Raw genomic sequence first — 16,583 nt, 5'->3', positions numbered from 1 at the left:
AAGCGACCATAGAGGTTGTCTCACGCGGGGTCGCGTTCACCGGGCCCCCTCGGCTCTGCCAGTTCCGCGTCAGCCGCTTCGGGGGCAATCAGTAGGGTGGACGCCATGACATTGCGCCACCGGCCTGCGCTTGCCCGACTCATGGTCGCGCTGATGGCGGCAGCCCTGATGGTGACCGGTTGCAGCGATGGTTTTGCCGAGCAGGACCGCAACCTCGAGGCCGGGGACTTCTCTGAGAATCAGAACCCGCCGATGCAACAACCCACGGAAACCGAGCCCAGCGTTCCGCCCACCGACCCCGGCAGCGACAACGGTCCGTGTCCCGATCCTGACCCGGCGGTCATCGCAACCTGCCTGGACGCCACCAGCGGAGTCCTGGCGGCCAGCGCCGACGCCACCTCGACCGTGGTCGCACAACGTGTCACCGGCAAGATCGTGCGGACCAAACGCGGTGGCCCGACGGTGGAGGTCGCATCGCTCGACGTCGACGCCTCCGGTGACGGCGGCCTGCTCGACTTCGCGCCGTCCCCGGACTACACGCAGGATCAGTTGCTCTACGCCTACATCACCACCGCGACCGACAACCGCGTCGTCCGGATCGCCGCGGGTGACGTCCCGAAGCCGATTCTGGTCGGGATCCCCAAGGGCGACACCGGCAACATGGGCACGATCTACTTCAAGAGCCCCACCGAACTGCTGGTCGCGACCGGTGACGCCGGCGATCCACAGGCCGCCGCCGACCCCAATTCGCTTGCGGGGAAGCTGCTCTCGGTCACCGACTTGTCGTCGGGCAGCACCACGCCACCGCAGATTCTGACCTCCGGCCTCGGCGCCAACCCGGCACTGTGCCCCGATGTCACCACCGGCGCGCTGTATCTGACCGACCGCGCACCGGCCGAGGACCGTCTGCAGCTCATCAGCCCCACCGGCGTCGGCCGCGTGCTCTGGACCTGGCCGGACAAGCCCGAGACCGCGGGCTGCGCGGCCGTCGGCGGGATGATCGTGGTGTCACAGACCCGGACCCAGGCGTTGCAGTACCTGAATGCGCCCACCGAGGAGAAACCCGGCATCGACGCACCGACGACGTTCCTGGAGAAGAAATACGGATCCCTCGGCCGCCTCACCGCGGTCCCGGCCGGACTACTTCAAGTCGGAACCGTGAACAAGCAGACCGGTACGGCGGGTCCGACCGACGACCGCGTGGTCATCGTTCCGCTGCCCGCGGGCGCCGCTGACACCAATATGTGAGCCTGCCGGCACACATATGACAATGCCCGGCCCCGGTCACCCGGGGCCAGGCATTGTCTACATCTGGGCGGCTACTGGCAGGCAGCGAGTACCAGTTCTTTGACCCGGCCCGGATCGGCCTGGCCGCGAGTGGCCTTCATGACGTCGCCGACGATCTTGCCGGCCGCCGCGACCTTGCCACTGCGGATCTTCTCGGCGATGTCGGGGTTGTTGGCCAGTGCCTCGTCGACGGCCTTCTGCAGCGCGGAGTCGTCGCGGACGACCTCGAGGCCACGATCGGCGACGATCTGCTCGGGCTCGCCCTCGCCGTCGAGTACTGCCGTCACCACTTGCTGAGCGAGTTTGTTGGTCAGTTTGCCGTCCTCGACGAGCTTGATGACGGTCGCGACCTGCGCCGGGGTGATCGGCAGGTCGGCCAGTTCGGTATTGCGGGAGTTGGCCTGCTGGGCGAGGAACGACACCCACCAACCGCGGCTGGCCTCGACCGGCGCACCGGCGTCGACCGTCGCGATGATCAGGTCGACGGCACCGACGTTGACGAGGTCACGCATCACCGCGTCTGAGACACCCCACTCTTCCTGGATCCGCGCCCGGCGCAGCCACGGAAATTCCGGCAGGGTTGCCCGGATCTCTTCGATCCACGCTGAATCCGGTTGTACCGGAGGCAGATCCGGCTCCGGGAAGTAGCGGTAGTCCTCGGCGGTCTCCTTGCGGCGGCCGGCCGACGTCGAACCGTCCGTCTCCTGGAAGTGCCGGGTCTCCTGGACGATCGCGACACCGGCCTTGAGCAGCGCGGCCTGACGGCGCATCTCGTAGCGCACCGCCACCTCGACGCTCTTGAGCGAGTTGACGTTCTTGGTCTCGGTGCGGGTTCCGAACTCGGTGGCGCCCTTGGGCATCAGCGACAGGTTGGCGTCGCAACGCATCGAGCCCTGGTCCATCCGGACGTCGGAGACGTTGAGCGCCTTGAGCAGATCGCGCAACGCGGTGACATACGCGCGGGCGACCTCGGGTGCGCGGGCGCCGGCACCTTCGATGGGCTTGGAGACGATCTCGATCAGCGGGACACCCGCACGGTTGTAGTCGAGCAGCGAGTGGCTGGCACCGGAGATCCGTCCGGTTCCGCCGACGTGCAACGACTTACCGGTGTCCTCTTCCATGTGGGCGCGCTCGATCTCGACCCGCCAGGTGGTGCCGTCGTCGAGCAGCACGTCGAGGTAGCCCTCGTACGCGATCGGGTCGTCGTACTGGGAGATCTGGTAGTTCTTCGGCTGATCCGGGTAGAAGTAGTTCTTCCGGGCGAAGGTGCTCGACGGCCGGATGGAGCAGTTCAGTGAGAGCCCGATCCGGATTGCCGATTCGATGGCCGTCTCGTTGACGACGGGCAATGAGCCCGGCAGTCCGATGCACACCGGGCAGACCTGAGTGTTGGGCTCGGCGCCGAATGTCGTGGGGCAACCACAGAACATCTTGGTGTTGGTGCCGAGCTCGACGTGGACTTCCATGCCCATCACCGGGTCGAATTCCGCGATCACATCGTCATAGTCGAGCAAGTCAGTCATGACACGAGTTTAACTGGCTCCCCCACCCCCGATGATGTGCCCTTCTGGCGGCGCCCACCTGGGGTTTTGTTCGCCAGAAGGGCACATCATCGGGGTCGGGAGGTCAGCCGAAGAAGGCGGCGGCGTCGTCGTAACGGTTCTGTGGGACGAGTTTGAGCTCTTTCGTGGCCTCACCGATCGGCACCAGACCGATGTTGGGACCCTGCAGGCTGACCATCATGCCGGTGTCGCCGTTGTGGGCGGCATCTGACGCGTTGACGCCGAATCGCGTTGCCAGCACACGGTCGAACGGGGTCGGTTTGCCACCGCGCTGGACATGCCCGAGCACCGTGGTCCGGACCTCTTTGTTGATCCGCCGTTCGATCTCGATGGCGAGTTGATGCGCCACACCGGTGAAGCGCTCATGCCCGAACTCGTCGAGGCCGCCCTGGGCCATGGCAAAGGTGCCTTCCTTTGGCTTGGCACCTTCGGCCACCACACAGATGAAGTGCGAATCACCCCGCTGGAACCGGCGCTTCACGAGGCGGCAGACCTCTTCGACGTCGAAGGGCTGCTCGGGGATGAGGATCATGTGCGCTCCGGACGCCATCCCCGAATGCAGTGCGATCCAGCCGGCGTGCCGGCCCATCACCTCGACGAGCATCACGCGCTGATGCGACTCGGCAGTGCTGTGCAGGCGGTCGATGGCATCGGTGGCAACGTTGAGGGCAGTGTCGAAACCGAAAGTGACGTCGGTGCAATTGATGTCGTTGTCGATGGTTTTCGGCACCCCGACCACGGGCACGCCCTCATCGGCGAGCCAGCTCGCCGCCGTGAGTGTGCCCTCGCCACCGATCGGGATCAGGACGTCGATTCCGTTGTCATCCAACGTTTGTTTGATCTGATCGAGCCCGGCAAGGAGCTTGTCGGGGTGGGTCCGGGCGGTCCCGAGCATCGTGCCGCCCTTGGCCAGCAACCGGTCGTTCCGATCATCGGCGGCCAAATGGATCCGCCGGTCTTCCAACAGCCCCCGCCAGCCGTCGAGAAACCCGACGACGGCCGAACCGTAGCGGACCTCGCTGGTCCGGACCACCGCACGGATGACCGCGTTCAATCCTGGGCAGTCGCCGCCACCGGTAAGCACTCCAATGCGCATCAGGTGTCCCGTTCCTCGTCTGACAATCAGTTTCCGGCGTCACTACGGCGGGCGTTTTCCCGCCGTAAGTCAATTGTGCAACCGATCCTCGACTCTGGCTGAGCTACGGGTTTTCACCGACATCCAAAAATGGTGGGTTCTGGTGAGCGCCACCTGGACTTTTGCTCGCCAAAACCCACCAATTTCGGGTCAGATGATGGGGCCTCGGGCGGCTTCGTAGGCGGCACCGACACGGTAGAGACGTTCGTCGGCCATCGACGGCGCCATGATCTGCAGACCGACGGGCAAACCGTCGTCCGCCGACAGACCCGACGGCACCGACATCGCGCAGTTGCCCGCGAGGTTCACCGGCAGCGTGCACAGGTCGAACAGGTACATCGCCAGCGGATCGTCGACCTTCTCGCCGATCGCAAACGCGGTTGTCGGGGTGGTCGGCGAGATCAGGACGTCCACCGACTCGTAGGCCTTGGCGAAGTCACGGGCGATCAGCGTCCGCACCTTCTGCGCCTGGCCGTAGTACGCGTCGTAATAGCCCGACGACAGTGCGTATGTACCGATCATGATGCGGCGCTTGACCTCTGCACCGAATCCGGCGTCACGGGTCATCGCCATGACCTGCTCGGCGCTGTTGGTGCCATCGTCGCCGACGCGCAAGCCGTACCGCATCGCGTCGAAGCGGGCGAGGTTGCTCGACACCTCCGACGGGAGGATCAGGTAGTAGGCACCGAGCGCGTAGGTGAAGTGCGGGCAGGAGACCTCGACGATCTCGGCGCCGCGCTCCTTCAGCGTCGTCACGGCGGCATTGAAGGAATCCAATACACCGGCCTGGTATCCATCACCCTGGAGCTCGGTGACGATTCCGATCCGGACACCCGAAAGATCTTCGGCGGCACCAGCTTTGGCAGCGGCAACCATGTCGGCGATGGGCTTGTTGATCGACGTCGAGTCGCGGGGATCATGGCCGGCGATCACCTGATGCAGCAGCGCGGTGTCCAGAACCGTTCGGGCACAAGGGCCACCCTGATCCAGCGAGGACGCACACGCGACCAGCCCGTACCGCGACACCGTGCCGTACGTCGGCTTGACGCCGACGGTGCCGGTGACCGATGCCGGCTGACGCACCGAACCACCGGTGTCGGTACCGATGGCCAGCGGCGCCTGGAACGACGCCAGTGCAGCCGCACTACCGCCACCCGAGCCGCCGGGAATCTTGGTGGTGTCCCACGGGTTCCGGGTCACGCCGTAGGCGGAGTTCTCGGTGGACGAACCCATCGCGAACTCGTCCATGTTGGTCTTGCCCAGGATGGGGATGCCGGCCGCGCGCAGCTTGGCGGTGACGGTGGCGTCGTACGGCGGAACCCAGCCTTCGAGGATCTTCGAGCCACAGGTGGTCGGCGCGTCGGTGGTGGTGAACACGTCCTTGAGCGCCAGCGGAACTCCGGCCAGCGGTGAGGCCGGGGCCTGACCCGCTGCGACGGCCTTGTCGACCTCGGCTGCCGTCGCGAGCGCCTGCTCGGCACCCACGTGCAGGAAGGCGTTCAGCTCACCGTCCACCGCCTCGATCCGGTCGAGGTGGGCCTGGGTGACCTCCACCGCGGACAACTCACCGGCGTGGATCTTCGCGGCGAGGTCGGCGGCGGACTGTCCGGTGATGACACCGGACTCTCTGGTGGGGGCGCTCACTCTTCTTCTCCGAGGATCTGAGGGACGGCAAACCGCTGCTGCTCCACGGCGGGCGCACCGGACAGGGCTTCATCGGGGGTCAGCCCGGGCACAACAACATCCGGACGCAGCACGTTGGCGAGGTCGGCGGGATGCGCGGTGCCGGGGATGTCGGCGGCAGCGACCTCGGAGATGTTCGCGACGTGCGACAGGATCGAATCGAGCTGACCAGCGTAGTGGTCGAGTTCGTCGTCGGTCAGCGCCAGCCGGGACAGCCGGGCCAGATGCGCTACTTCATCACGCGAGATGGCAGACACGCAGATGCACCCTTTCTTGTCGGTAGGGGTGGCCACGACATGTGGTCAAACCCTTGAGCCAGAGTAGTCGGCCTGCAACCGGCCGCGGGCACGGCCGTCCGCTGACCCGGATACGGCCAAGAATGCGCTCGGAGTCCGTTCCGTCACCCGGATATCCAGATAGCCTTGCGCATGATCATCGTCACATCGAACGACGTTCCGGGGTACCGCATTGCCCATACCTTCGGCGAGTGCTTCGGGCTGACCGTTCGCTCACGCCACCTCGGCTCCAACATCGGCGCCGGATTCAAGTCGATGGTGGGTGGTGAACTCAAGGGCATCACCACCCTGCTGCACGACTGCCGCCAGGAAGCGCTGTCACGCCTGGCCACCGAAGCGGGGCAGCGGGGTGCCAATGCTGTGGTCGCATTCCGATTCGAGACCACCGAGTACTCCGGCACCGGCATCGAGGTCTGTGCGTACGGCACCGCGGTCGTCATCGAACCCCTGGCCGGGAACCCACCCCAGGCCTGATCGCCCGATACCACGCACCTCGCGGTCCCGGTGCCACCCGCCTGAGCGGCGCAGGAGCACCAGCGGTGGGACAATGACCCGCGTGTCCTATCTGCTGCGCGTCTACCTGCAAGATCGCCCCGGCTCACTCGGTCTGCTGGCCGTGTCACTCGGAAATGTCGGCGCCGACATCCTCTCGCTCGACGTTGTCGAGCGCGGTGAGGGTTACGCAGTCGACGACATCGTCGTCGAGGTCCCCCGCGGCGCGCTGCCCGACACCTTGATCACCGCGGCGGAAAAAGTGGACGGCGTCCGCGTCGACTCGATCCGGCCGTACACCGGAATACTCGAGACCCATCGCGAACTCGAACTGGTCAACGACATCGCCGGCGCCGGACGCGACCGTCTGCAGGTTCTGGTCGATTCCGCGCCGCGCGTGCTGCGCGTCGACTGGGCGACCATCATCACCGCCGGCAGTGGTGGCGGCGCAATCCAGTTGTTCGGCAGCTCCAGTGCGCCCGAAACCCAGTTGACCGACGCCAGCTGGTTGCCCATCGCCGCAGCCGCCGAACTCAATCCCGAATCGCCATGGGTCCCAAAGTCCTGGCGCGACATGGACATTCGCCTGGCTGCTGCCCCCATCGGCACACCAGGCAAGGCGATGCTGCTCGGACGCCCGGGCGGCCCCGACTTCCGGCCATCCGAAATCGCCCGCATCGGCTACCTGGCGAAAATCGTCACCACGGTGCTCTCCCAGAGCTAGCTGTCTGACCAGGATTGCTAGTCGGCGTCGGTCTCGCCGGCCGCATCCAGCTCGGTTGCGGCGTCGGCGGCGTCCGTCGCAGGCGGACCTTCGGCCAACAGCTTTTTGAAGCCGTCTTCATCGAGGATCGGGACGCCCAACTGTTCGGCCTTCGCCGCTTTGGTGCCGGGTGCGTCTCCGATGACCACAAATGCGGTCTTCTTCGACACCGATCCCGATGCCTTGCCCCCGCGGACCAGGATCGCCTCTTTGGCACCGTCGCGGGAGAAGTCCTGCAACGATCCGGTGACCACGATGCTCAGCCCCTCGAGGTTGCGTGGGATCGACTCGTCGCGCTCGTCTTCGAGTTGGACACCGGCGGCTCGCCATTTGTCGACGATCTCGCGATGCCAATCGACGGCAAACCAGTCGACGACGCTCTGCGCCAACGTGTTTCCCATACCTTCGACGTCAGCGAGCTGCTCGACAGTCGCCGACTCTATGGCTTCCAGGGTGCCGAATTCGGTGGCCAGCGCACGGGCCGCACTGGGGCCGACGTGCCTGATCGACAACGCCACCAGCACCCGCCACAGCGGTACCTTCTTGGCCGCGTCGAGGTTGGCCAGCAGCCGCTTGCCGTTCGCCGACAGCGCCCCGGCCTTGGTGGTGAACAGATCCGTCTCGAGCAGGTCGTCGGCCGTCAGACTGAACAGATCGGCTTCGTTCTCCAGTACCCCGGAACTCAGGAGCGCCCCGGCGGACTCGTATCCGAGTGCCTCGATGTCGAAGGCTCCGCGACCGGCGAGATGAAAGAGCCGCTCCCGCAGTTGGGCCGGGCACGACCGGCTGTTCGGACACCGGATGTCGGCGTCACCCTCTTTTTGCGGCGCGAGTTCGGTGCCGCATTCAGGGCAGTGCGTGGGCATCACGAACTCACGCTCGGTGCCGTCACGCAGATCGACCACCGGCCCGAGGACCTCGGGGATGACGTCGCCGGCCTTGCGGATCGTGACGGTGTCACCGATCAGGACGCCCTTGCGCTTGACCTCCGACCCGTTGTGCAGCGTTGCCATCGCGACGGTCGAGCCGGCCACCAGCACCGGTGTCATCGAGGCGAACGGTGTGACCCGACCGGTCCGGCCGACGTTGACGAGGATGTCGAGCAGCTTCGTGGTGGCCTCTTCGGGCGGGTACTTGTAGGCGATCGCCCAGCGCGGCGCCCGCGACGTGGAGCCGAGGCGGCGCTGCAAACCGAAATCATCGACTTTGACCACGATGCCGTCGATCTCGTGTTCGACGTCGTGGCGGTGCTCACCCCAGTACGCGATCTTGTCCAGGATTGCCTGGGCACCAACAAGTTTGGTGGTGTGCGTCGACACGGGCAGCCCCCATTCACCCAACGCGAGATAGGCGTCATGCAGCGTTTTGGGTGCGGCGCCCTCGACCCGGCCGAGTCCGTGGCAGATCATGCCCAATCGGCGACGTGCGGTGATCTGGGGATTCTTCTGACGCAGTGAACCGGCCGCGGAATTACGCGGATTGGCGAACGGCGCTTTGCCCGCCTCGACCAGCGACGCGTTGAGCGCCTCGAAGTCCTCGGCCCGGAAGAAGACCTCTCCCCTGACCTCCAGGAGATCCGGGATCGGGTACTTCTCCGATGCGGTCAGCCGGTGTGGGACATCGTTGATCGTCTTGGCGTTGAGGGTGACGTCTTCACCGGTGCGTCCGTCGCCGCGGGTGGTGCCGCGGACCAGCACACCTTTCTCGTACACCAGACTCAGCGCAACGCCGTCGATCTTCAGCTCACACAGGTATTCCAGACCCACCCCGGCGTCGGCTTCGACGCGACCGACCCAGGCGCGCATCTCGTCCTCGTCGAAGACGTTGTCGAGCGACATCATGCGGTCGAGGTGATCGACAGCCTTGAACTCCGTCGCGAAACCACCACCGACGAGCTTGGTCGGTGAGTCGGCCACCGCCAGCTCGGGATAGTCATCCTCTAGTGCCTGTAGCTGTTGCAAGAGTTTGTCGAAATCACCGTCGGTGATGATCGGGGCATCTTTGACGTAGTAGCGGAACTGGTGCTCGCGCACTTCTTCGGCCAGCTTCGACCACTGCTCACGCACACCCGACGGGGTGGGTTCCGCGGGCGTCGGCTCCTCGATATCTGCACTGTCGGACACACTATGAAGATAGTCGAGGCGACCGACAGATCATTCCGGCCGCGGCCGAACAGTCGAAACCGGCCATGTCATCGTTCTACGCTTGTGACCATGCCGCACCCGATCATGTTCTCCGACGACGACCCGGTCCTGCAACGGCTACGCGGCATCGCTCTCGCATTTCCCGACGCCACCGAGGTCGTGGCCCACGGCAGGCCCACATTTCGGGGCGGAAAGATGTTCGGGATGTATGGCGGTGGCGTCAAGGGTGGCCCGCGGTACGACGCCTCGATCTTGTTCAAGGTCGAACAGTCCGAACGAACTGCGCTGGAACAGGATCGGAGATTCTTCTTCCCGGCGTACGTGGGCGCGTACGGGTGGCTGGGCCTCGACCTCTCCGGGAAACCGGACTGGACCGAAGTCGCGGAATTGCTCGACACGAGTTACCGCATGATCGCCCCCAAGAAACTCATCGCCCGACTCGACGCCGGTGAGCGTCCGGCAGAACTCGACTGAGCAACCCCGACCGACTGCACCCGCCGAACCAATACCCGGGTGCAACCGCCGTTCCCGGTCACTCCACTGCATATACTCCCCACATGCTCATCCTCGGAATCATCCTGTTCGGCATGCTCATCGGTGCCGGAGCCCAGCTCATCCTCGGCAAGCCGAAGGGTGGCATCGACTGGACGCTGGCGATCATCGCCGGCCTGGTCGGCTCATTCATCGGCGGATTGCTGATCAGCCTGATCTCGGGCGACGGGATCGGCTTCCACATCAGCGGCATCATCGGTTCGATCGTCGGGGCCCTGATCGTGACGGCGGGTTGGCATTGGTGGGTGGGTAGGCGCGCTGCCTGATCGGGGACGCCTTCGGCTTCTGCGCGTCGGGTGCTCACACACCCTGACGTTGTAGTTGCTCATAGTGGTCAGAGTCGCGGCGCACCCCGGAATGTTCCCGAGTGTGATTTCCGGACCGGGTTCAGACCCGCTGTTCAGACCGAGGTGGGGTCGGCGTGCAGGCCCCCAGCGGCCTTGCCACACAACGTCAGTGCCGCTGTTGCCCAGTCCGCGTCTGCGCCCGCCAGACCGCAGGCCGGACTGATGACGATCTGTTCCGCCAGCACCTTGCGGGACAACCCGATTCGGTCGGTCAGCTCCGCACAGTTGGCGGCCACCTGCTCGGGAGCGAGTTCTTTGTCGGGCGCGGTGCCCGGTACGGCGCCCAGAACCACTTCCGTACCTTCGTCGAGCAATTGCCCGATCCCGTCGAGATCGCCCGTCCGGATCTGTGCGAGATCAACACTGACGCCGGCAAATCGGCTCCGCGCCAGCAGGTCCCACGACACCTGCGATGAGCAGTCGTGCAGGATCACCGGACGGTCGACCACGGTGATGAAGTTGTCGTAGTGCTCGGCGACCACCTGCACCGGGATCGGATTGATGATGTTGAACCGCGTCAGCGGCTTGATCGACCCTTCGATCACCCGGCCGATGAGCGGTTCGTCCACCTGGACGACAACCTTTGCGCCGGTCCGTTTCTGAACATCGTCGGCATGTACCCGTAGCCCTTCGGCCATCGATTCGACCAGGTCGGACCACGCGCCCTCGTCGTGGAGGATCTTGTGGCCACCGGCCAATTCGACCGATGCCGCGAGCGTGAACGGTCCGCAGGCCTGCACTTTGACGGTGCGGTCGGTCCCGATCAGACCGGCGCGCTCCCAGGCCTCTTCGAAGGCGTCCAGATCGGCGGAGAGGAAGTCCCTGGCCCGCCGGCTCAGACCCGACTGTCGACCCGAGAGTCGGTAACCCGATGGCGCGACGTCCATCGGCATGTCCACCAGGAGCACTGCGGCGCGGCCGACCATGTCGGCGCCCAGGCCACGGGCAGGCAATTCCGGAAGAAACGCGAATTCTGTTTCACCGACGCTGATCTCGGCGGCAATGCGCGGGTCGGTGCCCGGCATGGAGCCGACCCCGGTGCCCGATCCGACTGGCAGGACGCTCACGCGCCGGTACTGCTCACCAGGTCACCTGGCACCGAACCGGTCACCACGATGCGTCCGCTGCCGACCACCAGATCGCCGTTGACCGCATCGGGTAGATACACCACCGCTGCCTGACCACGGGCCACACCGGTCAGCGGGGCCTGCAGTCGGATCCGGATACCCGGACCTTCAATGCCGTCGGTGCCGTCGTCGATCGCTTCGACCGTCGCCGGCGCCAGGCCACCATGGGCCCGCACCTGGACCATCGCCTCGAACGGCGCGGCCGGCGTCTGCCCGGATGTCCAGATCGCCCGGTTGGCGGTGATGCTCCAGACCTGCAGATGCTCGGAGGAACCGACCGTGACCGTGCCCGAATCCGGGTCGATCTCGGTGACGTAACGCGGCTTGCCGTCGGTGGCCGGGGCCTCGATACCGAGGCCCTTGCGCTGACCGATGGTGAATCCGTGGACACCGTCGTGGTCGGCGAGCTCGGCACCGGAATCGGCGTCGACGACCTTGCCGGGCCGCACACCGATGGTGGCGCCGAGGAAGGCCCGCGTATCACCGGTGGGGATGAAGCAGATGTCGTGTGAGTCCGGCTTGTCGGCCACGGACAGTTCTTTCGCAGCGGCCTCGGCGCGGATCTGATCCTTCGGGGTGTCCCCCACCGGGAACATCGCCCGCGAGAGCTGATCGGCGGTCAGCACGGCCAACACGTACGACTGGTCCTTGTCGTGGTCGACGGCCCGGCGCAGCTCACCGTTGTCGAGCCGGGCGTAGTGACCGGTGGCCACCGCATCGAAGCCCAGGGCGATCGCGCGCTCGGAGAGCGCGGAGAACTTGATCTTCTCGTTGCAGGTCAAGCAGGGGTTGGGCGTCTGGCCCGCAGCGTAGGCGGCCACGAACTCGTCGATGACGTCGTCCTTGAACCGGTCGGCGAAGTCCCAGATGTAGAACGGGATCCCGAGTACGTCCGCGGCACGACGCGCGTCGGCGGCGTCCTCCCGTGAACAGCAACCACGCGAACCCGTACGCAGCGCACCGGGGGCGGTCGACAGCGCCAGGTGCACACCGACAACCTCGTGCCCGGCCTCGACGGCACGGGCCGCGGCCACGGCCGAGTCGACGCCACCGCTCATGGCAGCAAGTACCCGCATCAGCGATCACCCGCCATCGCGGTGGCCATACCGGCCGCCTGAGCCCGGGCGACGACCTCACCGATCACCGCACCCACCGCCTCGATCTCTTCGGCCGTGGTGGTCGGCGCGAGCGAAAAGCGCAGGGAGCTACGGGCATCGGCGGTCGACACCCCCATCGCGGTCAGAACGTGACTCGCCCGCGCCACTCCGGCGGTGCAAGCCGAACCGGTGGAACATTCAATACCGTTGGCGTCGAGCAACATCAACAGCGAATCACCTTCACAGCCGGGGAAAGAAACATGCGCATTTCCGGGAAGTCGATGCGGCCCGATCGGTCCGTTGACGACACATCCCGCGCTCGATTCGCTGAGCACCTCGAAGAGGCGGTCCCGCAGCGCCGCGACAGCGGGCATCGTGGTGTCGAGCTCGCGAACCGAAACATCCAGTGCCACAGCCATACCCACCGTGGCAGGTACATCGGGGGTGCCGGAACGAACGTCGCGCTCGTGTCCGCCGCCGTGCAGCAGCGGCACACATTCGACATCGCGGCCGAGCAGCAGCGCACCGATTCCGTGCGGGCCACCGAACTTGTGTCCGGTGATGCTCATCGCGGACAGGCCACTGGCCCCGAAGTCGATCGGCAGATGCCCGGCGGCCTGGATCGCATCGGAATGCATCGGCACGGCGAACTCGCGGCAGATGGCGGCCAGCTCCGCGATGGGCTCGATCGCGCCGATCTCGTTGTTGGCCCACATCACGCTGACCAGCGCAGTCTCTGAGGCATGCGCCGACAGCTCGGCGCGAAGGACGGCGGGATCGACGAGGCCTTGCGCGTCGACCGGCAGCCAGGTCACCTCGGCGCCCTCGTAATCGGCGAGCCAGAGGACGGGATCGAGGATCGCGTGGTGCTCGATGGATGAGGCGATGATCCGCTTGCGCGGGGTTTCCGGATCTTTGTTGCGCGCCCAGAAAATGCCCTTGACGGCCAGGTTGTCACTCTCGGTGCCACCGCCGGTGAAGATCACTTCAGAGGGCCGCGCGCCCAGTGAGGCCGCGATCGATTCGCGCGATTCCTCGAGGCGGCGACGGGCCCGTCGACCCGATCCGTGCAGCGACGCCGCGTTGCCCGCGATGCCCAAGAGCTCATTCATCGCCACGACAGCGGCGGGGACCATCGTGGTCGACGCGGCGTGGTCGAGGTAAATAGGCGTGCGATCAGCGGAAAACATAACCAACCAAGGATAACCGCATCACCGCCCTCGGTATTTCCACCACCGCAGCACCAGCAATTCAGGCGGCCAGCGCCACACCCGCGGTGCCGCGCCGGTCGATCAGATCCGGCACCCCGAACACGATCCGCTCGCACCGCGCCGCGAGTTCTCGACGATCTCCGTCGGAAAACTGCAGCTCACGAAGCTGAACCCGCACGGTCAGTCCTTTGGCCAGCATCACCCGTCGCAGCGTGTCCCCGATGCTGTCGGCGCCGATGAAGCAGGGTTCAGTGCTGATGTCGCCCGTTGATGTGTGGAAACTCACCACCATCGGGCGCACCGGGACCTGCGCATCGATCGCCGCCTGGAAGAACGCCGGCCGGAACCGGCCACCACCGCGACCACACCAGGTGGTTCCTTCGGGGAACACGCCCACGCTGTCACCGGCGACCAGATCGGCGCGGACGGCGTCGACCGCGGCCGGCAACTCCCGCAGCGACTCGCGGCGCAGGCCGATGACACCGATACTCCTGGTCACCAGCCCGATCACCGGCCACGCGATCACCTCGGACTTCGCGACGAAGTGCGCCGGGCTGACCGCGGCCACCGCGAGGATGTCGAGAAACGAGATGTGGTTGGCGACGATCAGACCACCCGCCGCCCCGCCATCAACCGCACCGCTGCCGCCGACCCCGCGGTCGATGTCCAGACGCAGCCCGAGCGCGGCAAGGAGCCGCCGGGCGGCGAACCGCAGATAGGCGGCCCGAAAGCGCCTGGGTGCCGCTGTCACCATCACACCGATCGCCAGGACCCAGCCGATGGTCAGCGGCAAGGCCACCATCCGCCGGCCCCGCCGGATCCGTCCGGCCCGGTGCTGACCTGGGCGCACGCAACTGGTGTCGCAGCCACTCACCGGAAACCAGCTGTGCCGGTCCGGCACAGCCACCGCGCCGGGGGTGCCGGCCGTGGTCATCACTGTGGTCGCGGCCGTGGTCATTGCCCGGCTCCGGACGTCGCCTGTCGTAGCCGATCCAGATATCTGCGGTTGACGAGTTCACCGTCGAGGACCGTCACGAAGTCGGCGACACCGAAGTCCGGATCGTGGGCAGGCTCCCCACAGATGACCGCCCCCATCCGCAGGTACCCGCTGAGCAGCGGCGGCATCTGCAGGCGCGGCGCCGGATCGATGTCATCGAGCCCCTTGCCGTCGAGTTCGACCCGGCGATGAGGGCGGACCTGCCACGGTCCGGCGTGCCGGTCCCTCACGAAATCCCGGATCCTGCGGACCTGGGCTCCGGGCCGGTCCCGCGTCGGGTCGGTGCAGATCGGTACCGAGGTGGCACCCATGAGGTAGCAATATCCGCTGCGTTCGAGATAGGCCAGGATTCCCGACCACATCAGTGCCAGCACCGCACCGGACCGGTGTTCTGCGTCCACGCACGCCCGTCCCATCTCGACGGTTTGGGCGGCGATCGGGTCGAGTTCGGTGATGTCGAATTCGGTTGTCAGATAAGGTCCGCCGGCAGCGATCGCCCCCGGTGGCGGCAGCAGCCGGTAACTGCCGACCACCTGTCCGGTGTGATTGTGCCGGACCATCAGGTGATCGCAGAATTCGTCGAAGCGGTCGGAGTCGCGTTGATCGGCAGCTGCCGATGCCGGCGCGCTGAAGCCGGGTTCGGCGGCGAAGATCCGGTAACGCAGCCGGGCGATGGTGTCGATGTCGGTGAGGTCGTTGCTCAGATACAGGCTGTAGGTGGGGCCGGATACGAGTGCGGTGTCGCGCGGTGCGGCATATGTCCTCATGCGCCTAGGTGTACGGACCCTGCCCTATCAGGCGGCAGCGAACACGTTAGATGTTGGTGCAAAGTGGGTGAACAGCAAACGACCCTCCACCCGTATACCGGGTAGAGGGTCGTTTATGTGCTGTGGAGCGGTGGAGCTATGCGCTCACTTGCGGGCCTTGATGGCGTCGGTCAGCTGCGGGGCGACATTGAACAGGTCGCCGACGATGCCGAAGTCGGCGATCTCGAAGATGGGTGCCTCTTCGTCCTTGTTGACAGCGACGATGGTCTTCGAGGTCTGCATGCCGGCCCGGTGCTGGATCGCACCGGAAATGCCGAGTGCCACGTAGAGCTGGGGCGAGACGGTCTTGCCGGTCTGACCGACCTGGAACTGTCCCGGGTAGTAACCGGAGTCGACGGCCGCACGCGAAGCGCCGACGGCGGCACCCAGCGAATCGGCGAGTTCTTCGACGACGGAGAACTTCTCGGCACTGCCGACGCCACGTCCACCGGAGACCACGATGCCGGCCTCGGTCAGCTCGGGGCGGTCGCCACCGACGTTGGGCTCGACCTTGGTGATCTTGACGGCGTTCTCGGGTACCTCGGGCACCTCGATGTCGACACGCTCACCGGCGCCGGCTGCCGGGGCAGCCTCCACGCCACCGGGGCGGACGGAGAACACGGGGACGTCGCCGCCGGCCTGAGCCTCGACGGTGAACGCGCCACCGAAGATCGAGTGGACGCCGATGCCGCCCTCTTTCACCTCGATGACGTCGGCGAGCACACCCGAACCGAGCCGTGCGGCCAGGCGTCCGGCGATCTCCTTGCCGTCGACCGTGGCGGCCACGAGGACGCCGGCCGGGGAGGCCTGCTCGACGAGGGTGCCGAGGATGTCGACCTGGGGGGTGACCAGGTAACCGGCAACCGTGTCGGACTCTGCGACGTAGATCTTCTCTGCGCCGGCTTCTTTGAGTCCGTCGATGATGCCGTCGGCGGTTCCGGGCTTGCCGGCGACAACCACCGACGGGCTGCCCAGGGCACGGGCAGCGGTGATGAGCTCAGAGGTGACCTTCTTCAGGGCACCTTCGGCGTCCAGCTCAGCGAGGACAAGTACTTCAGCCATGGTTTTTTACTCCTTGGATGGT

16 protein-coding genes are annotated in these 16,583 nt (G+C 66.1%); 5 read left to right on the top strand and 11 right to left on the bottom strand.

The genetic code is table 11. The annotated features are described in order from the left end of the window. Positions 1-105: 105 nt before the first annotated feature. Complete coding sequence (locus H290_RS0104255) at positions 106-1,248, top strand: PQQ-dependent sugar dehydrogenase (RefSeq protein WP_051121891.1); 1,143 nt, start codon at positions 106-108, stop codon at positions 1,246-1,248. Between the two features lie 71 nt (positions 1,249-1,319). Here H290_RS0104255 and gatB read toward each other — a convergent pair whose 3' ends face one another. The 4 genes from gatB to gatC form a co-directional block, all read right to left on the bottom strand. Continuing rightward, positions 1,320-2,810, bottom strand: coding sequence for an Asp-tRNA(Asn)/Glu-tRNA(Gln) amidotransferase subunit GatB (gatB, locus tag H290_RS0104250; protein WP_020105527.1), 1,491 nt, complete (start codon positions 2,808-2,810; stop codon positions 1,320-1,322). Positions 2,811-2,913: 103 nt separating this feature from the next. Next, positions 2,914-3,945 carry an ATP-dependent 6-phosphofructokinase gene (locus H290_RS0104245; RefSeq protein WP_028462762.1) on the bottom strand — a complete coding sequence of 344 codons (1,032 nt, stop codon included), beginning with the start codon at positions 3,943-3,945 and terminating at the stop codon, positions 2,914-2,916. Positions 3,946-4,134: 189 nt separating this feature from the next. Continuing rightward, positions 4,135-5,628 (bottom strand): Asp-tRNA(Asn)/Glu-tRNA(Gln) amidotransferase subunit GatA, encoded by a 1,494-nt coding sequence (gene gatA / locus H290_RS0104240; RefSeq protein WP_020105525.1) that lies wholly within the window; start codon positions 5,626-5,628, stop codon positions 4,135-4,137. Next, positions 5,625-5,924 (bottom strand): Asp-tRNA(Asn)/Glu-tRNA(Gln) amidotransferase subunit GatC, encoded by a 300-nt coding sequence (gene gatC / locus H290_RS0104235; RefSeq protein ID WP_020105524.1) that lies wholly within the window; start codon positions 5,922-5,924, stop codon positions 5,625-5,627. Before gatC ends, gatA begins: the two co-directional genes overlap by 4 nt. Before the next feature lie 171 nt (positions 5,925-6,095). On the opposite strand from gatC, the gene H290_RS0104230 reads away from it, so the two are divergent. Next, positions 6,096-6,437, top strand: coding sequence for a YbjQ family protein (locus H290_RS0104230; protein WP_020105523.1), 342 nt, complete (start codon positions 6,096-6,098; stop codon positions 6,435-6,437). Positions 6,438-6,510: 73 nt separating this feature from the next. Next, on the top strand, positions 6,511-7,179 hold the full coding sequence (locus H290_RS0104225) for an amino acid-binding protein (protein ID WP_020105522.1): 669 nt from the start codon (positions 6,511-6,513) through the stop codon (positions 7,177-7,179). 17 nt (positions 7,180-7,196) lie between these two features. Here H290_RS0104225 and ligA read toward each other — a convergent pair whose 3' ends face one another. Then, positions 7,197-9,341: an NAD-dependent DNA ligase LigA gene (gene ligA / locus H290_RS0104220; protein WP_020105521.1), complete on the bottom strand. Its 2,145-nt coding sequence runs from the start codon at positions 9,339-9,341 to the stop codon at positions 7,197-7,199. 90 nt (positions 9,342-9,431) lie between these two features. Between ligA and H290_RS0104215 the strand changes: the two genes are divergently transcribed. Next, positions 9,432-9,836 (top strand): MmcQ/YjbR family DNA-binding protein, encoded by a 405-nt coding sequence (locus H290_RS0104215; protein WP_020105520.1) that lies wholly within the window; start codon positions 9,432-9,434, stop codon positions 9,834-9,836. 83 nt (positions 9,837-9,919) lie between these two features. Continuing rightward, positions 9,920-10,180: a GlsB/YeaQ/YmgE family stress response membrane protein gene (locus H290_RS0104210; RefSeq protein WP_020105519.1), complete on the top strand. Its 261-nt coding sequence runs from the start codon at positions 9,920-9,922 to the stop codon at positions 10,178-10,180. Positions 10,181-10,314: 134 nt separating this feature from the next. Here H290_RS0104210 and H290_RS0104205 read toward each other — a convergent pair whose 3' ends face one another. From H290_RS0104205 to H290_RS0104180, 6 genes are all read right to left on the bottom strand, one after another. Next, positions 10,315-11,328, bottom strand: a complete 1,014-nt coding sequence (locus H290_RS0104205; RefSeq protein ID WP_020105518.1) for a hypothetical protein — start codon at positions 11,326-11,328, stop codon at positions 10,315-10,317. Continuing rightward, positions 11,325-12,464: a tRNA 2-thiouridine(34) synthase MnmA gene (mnmA, locus tag H290_RS0104200; RefSeq protein ID WP_020105517.1), complete on the bottom strand. Its 1,140-nt coding sequence runs from the start codon at positions 12,462-12,464 to the stop codon at positions 11,325-11,327. The genes H290_RS0104205 and mnmA overlap by 4 nt, the downstream gene beginning before the upstream one ends. Further along, complete coding sequence (locus tag H290_RS0104195; RefSeq protein WP_028462761.1) at positions 12,464-13,675, bottom strand: cysteine desulfurase family protein; 1,212 nt, start codon at positions 13,673-13,675, stop codon at positions 12,464-12,466. Before H290_RS0104195 ends, mnmA begins: the two co-directional genes overlap by 1 nt. Before the next feature lie 61 nt (positions 13,676-13,736). After that, positions 13,737-14,654 carry a 1-acyl-sn-glycerol-3-phosphate acyltransferase gene (locus H290_RS27775; RefSeq protein WP_020105515.1) on the bottom strand — a complete coding sequence of 306 codons (918 nt, stop codon included), beginning with the start codon at positions 14,652-14,654 and terminating at the stop codon, positions 13,737-13,739. Beyond that, positions 14,651-15,460: a GNAT family N-acetyltransferase gene (locus H290_RS0104185; RefSeq protein WP_020105514.1), complete on the bottom strand. Its 810-nt coding sequence runs from the start codon at positions 15,458-15,460 to the stop codon at positions 14,651-14,653. The genes H290_RS27775 and H290_RS0104185 overlap by 4 nt, the downstream gene beginning before the upstream one ends. A gap of 144 nt (positions 15,461-15,604) precedes the next feature. Continuing rightward, positions 15,605-16,561, bottom strand: coding sequence for an electron transfer flavoprotein subunit alpha/FixB family protein (locus H290_RS0104180; protein WP_020105513.1), 957 nt, complete (start codon positions 16,559-16,561; stop codon positions 15,605-15,607). Positions 16,562-16,583 lie beyond the last annotated feature (22 nt).

This window comes from Nocardia sp. 348MFTsu5.1, from assembly GCF_000383535.1.
GTDB lineage: Bacteria > Actinomycetota > Actinomycetes > Mycobacteriales > Mycobacteriaceae > Williamsia > Williamsia faeni.
The sequence above is the reverse complement of the archived record's forward strand: the minus strand, read 5'-3'. Positions and strand labels throughout refer to the sequence as shown.

What these genes read in the sequence shown, in the direction of transcription:
- H290_RS0104255 (WP_051121891.1), top strand. Translation starts at nt 106, where the DNA reads ATGACATTGCGCCACCGGCCTGCGCTTGCCCGACTCATGGTCGCGCTG.
- gatB (WP_020105527.1), bottom strand. Translation starts at nt 2,810, where the DNA reads ATGACTGACTTGCTCGACTATGACGATGTGATCGCGGAATTCGACCCG.
- H290_RS0104245 (WP_028462762.1), bottom strand. Translation starts at nt 3,945, where the DNA reads ATGCGCATTGGAGTGCTTACCGGTGGCGGCGACTGCCCAGGATTGAAC.
- H290_RS0104230 (WP_020105523.1), top strand. Translation starts at nt 6,096, where the DNA reads ATGATCATCGTCACATCGAACGACGTTCCGGGGTACCGCATTGCCCAT.
- H290_RS0104225 (WP_020105522.1), top strand. Translation starts at nt 6,511, where the DNA reads ATGACCCGCGTGTCCTATCTGCTGCGCGTCTACCTGCAAGATCGCCCC.
- H290_RS0104215 (WP_020105520.1), top strand. Translation starts at nt 9,432, where the DNA reads ATGCCGCACCCGATCATGTTCTCCGACGACGACCCGGTCCTGCAACGG.
- H290_RS0104210 (WP_020105519.1), top strand. Translation starts at nt 9,920, where the DNA reads ATGCTCATCCTCGGAATCATCCTGTTCGGCATGCTCATCGGTGCCGGA.
- mnmA (WP_020105517.1), bottom strand. Translation starts at nt 12,464, where the DNA reads ATGCGGGTACTTGCTGCCATGAGCGGTGGCGTCGACTCGGCCGTGGCC.
- H290_RS0104195 (WP_028462761.1), bottom strand. Translation starts at nt 13,675, where the DNA reads ATGTTTTCCGCTGATCGCACGCCTATTTACCTCGACCACGCCGCGTCG.
- H290_RS27775 (WP_020105515.1), bottom strand. Translation starts at nt 14,654, where the DNA reads ATGACCACGGCCGCGACCACAGTGATGACCACGGCCGGCACCCCCGGC.
- H290_RS0104185 (WP_020105514.1), bottom strand. Translation starts at nt 15,460, where the DNA reads ATGAGGACATATGCCGCACCGCGCGACACCGCACTCGTATCCGGCCCC.
- H290_RS0104180 (WP_020105513.1), bottom strand. Translation starts at nt 16,561, where the DNA reads ATGGCTGAAGTACTTGTCCTCGCTGAGCTGGACGCCGAAGGTGCCCTG.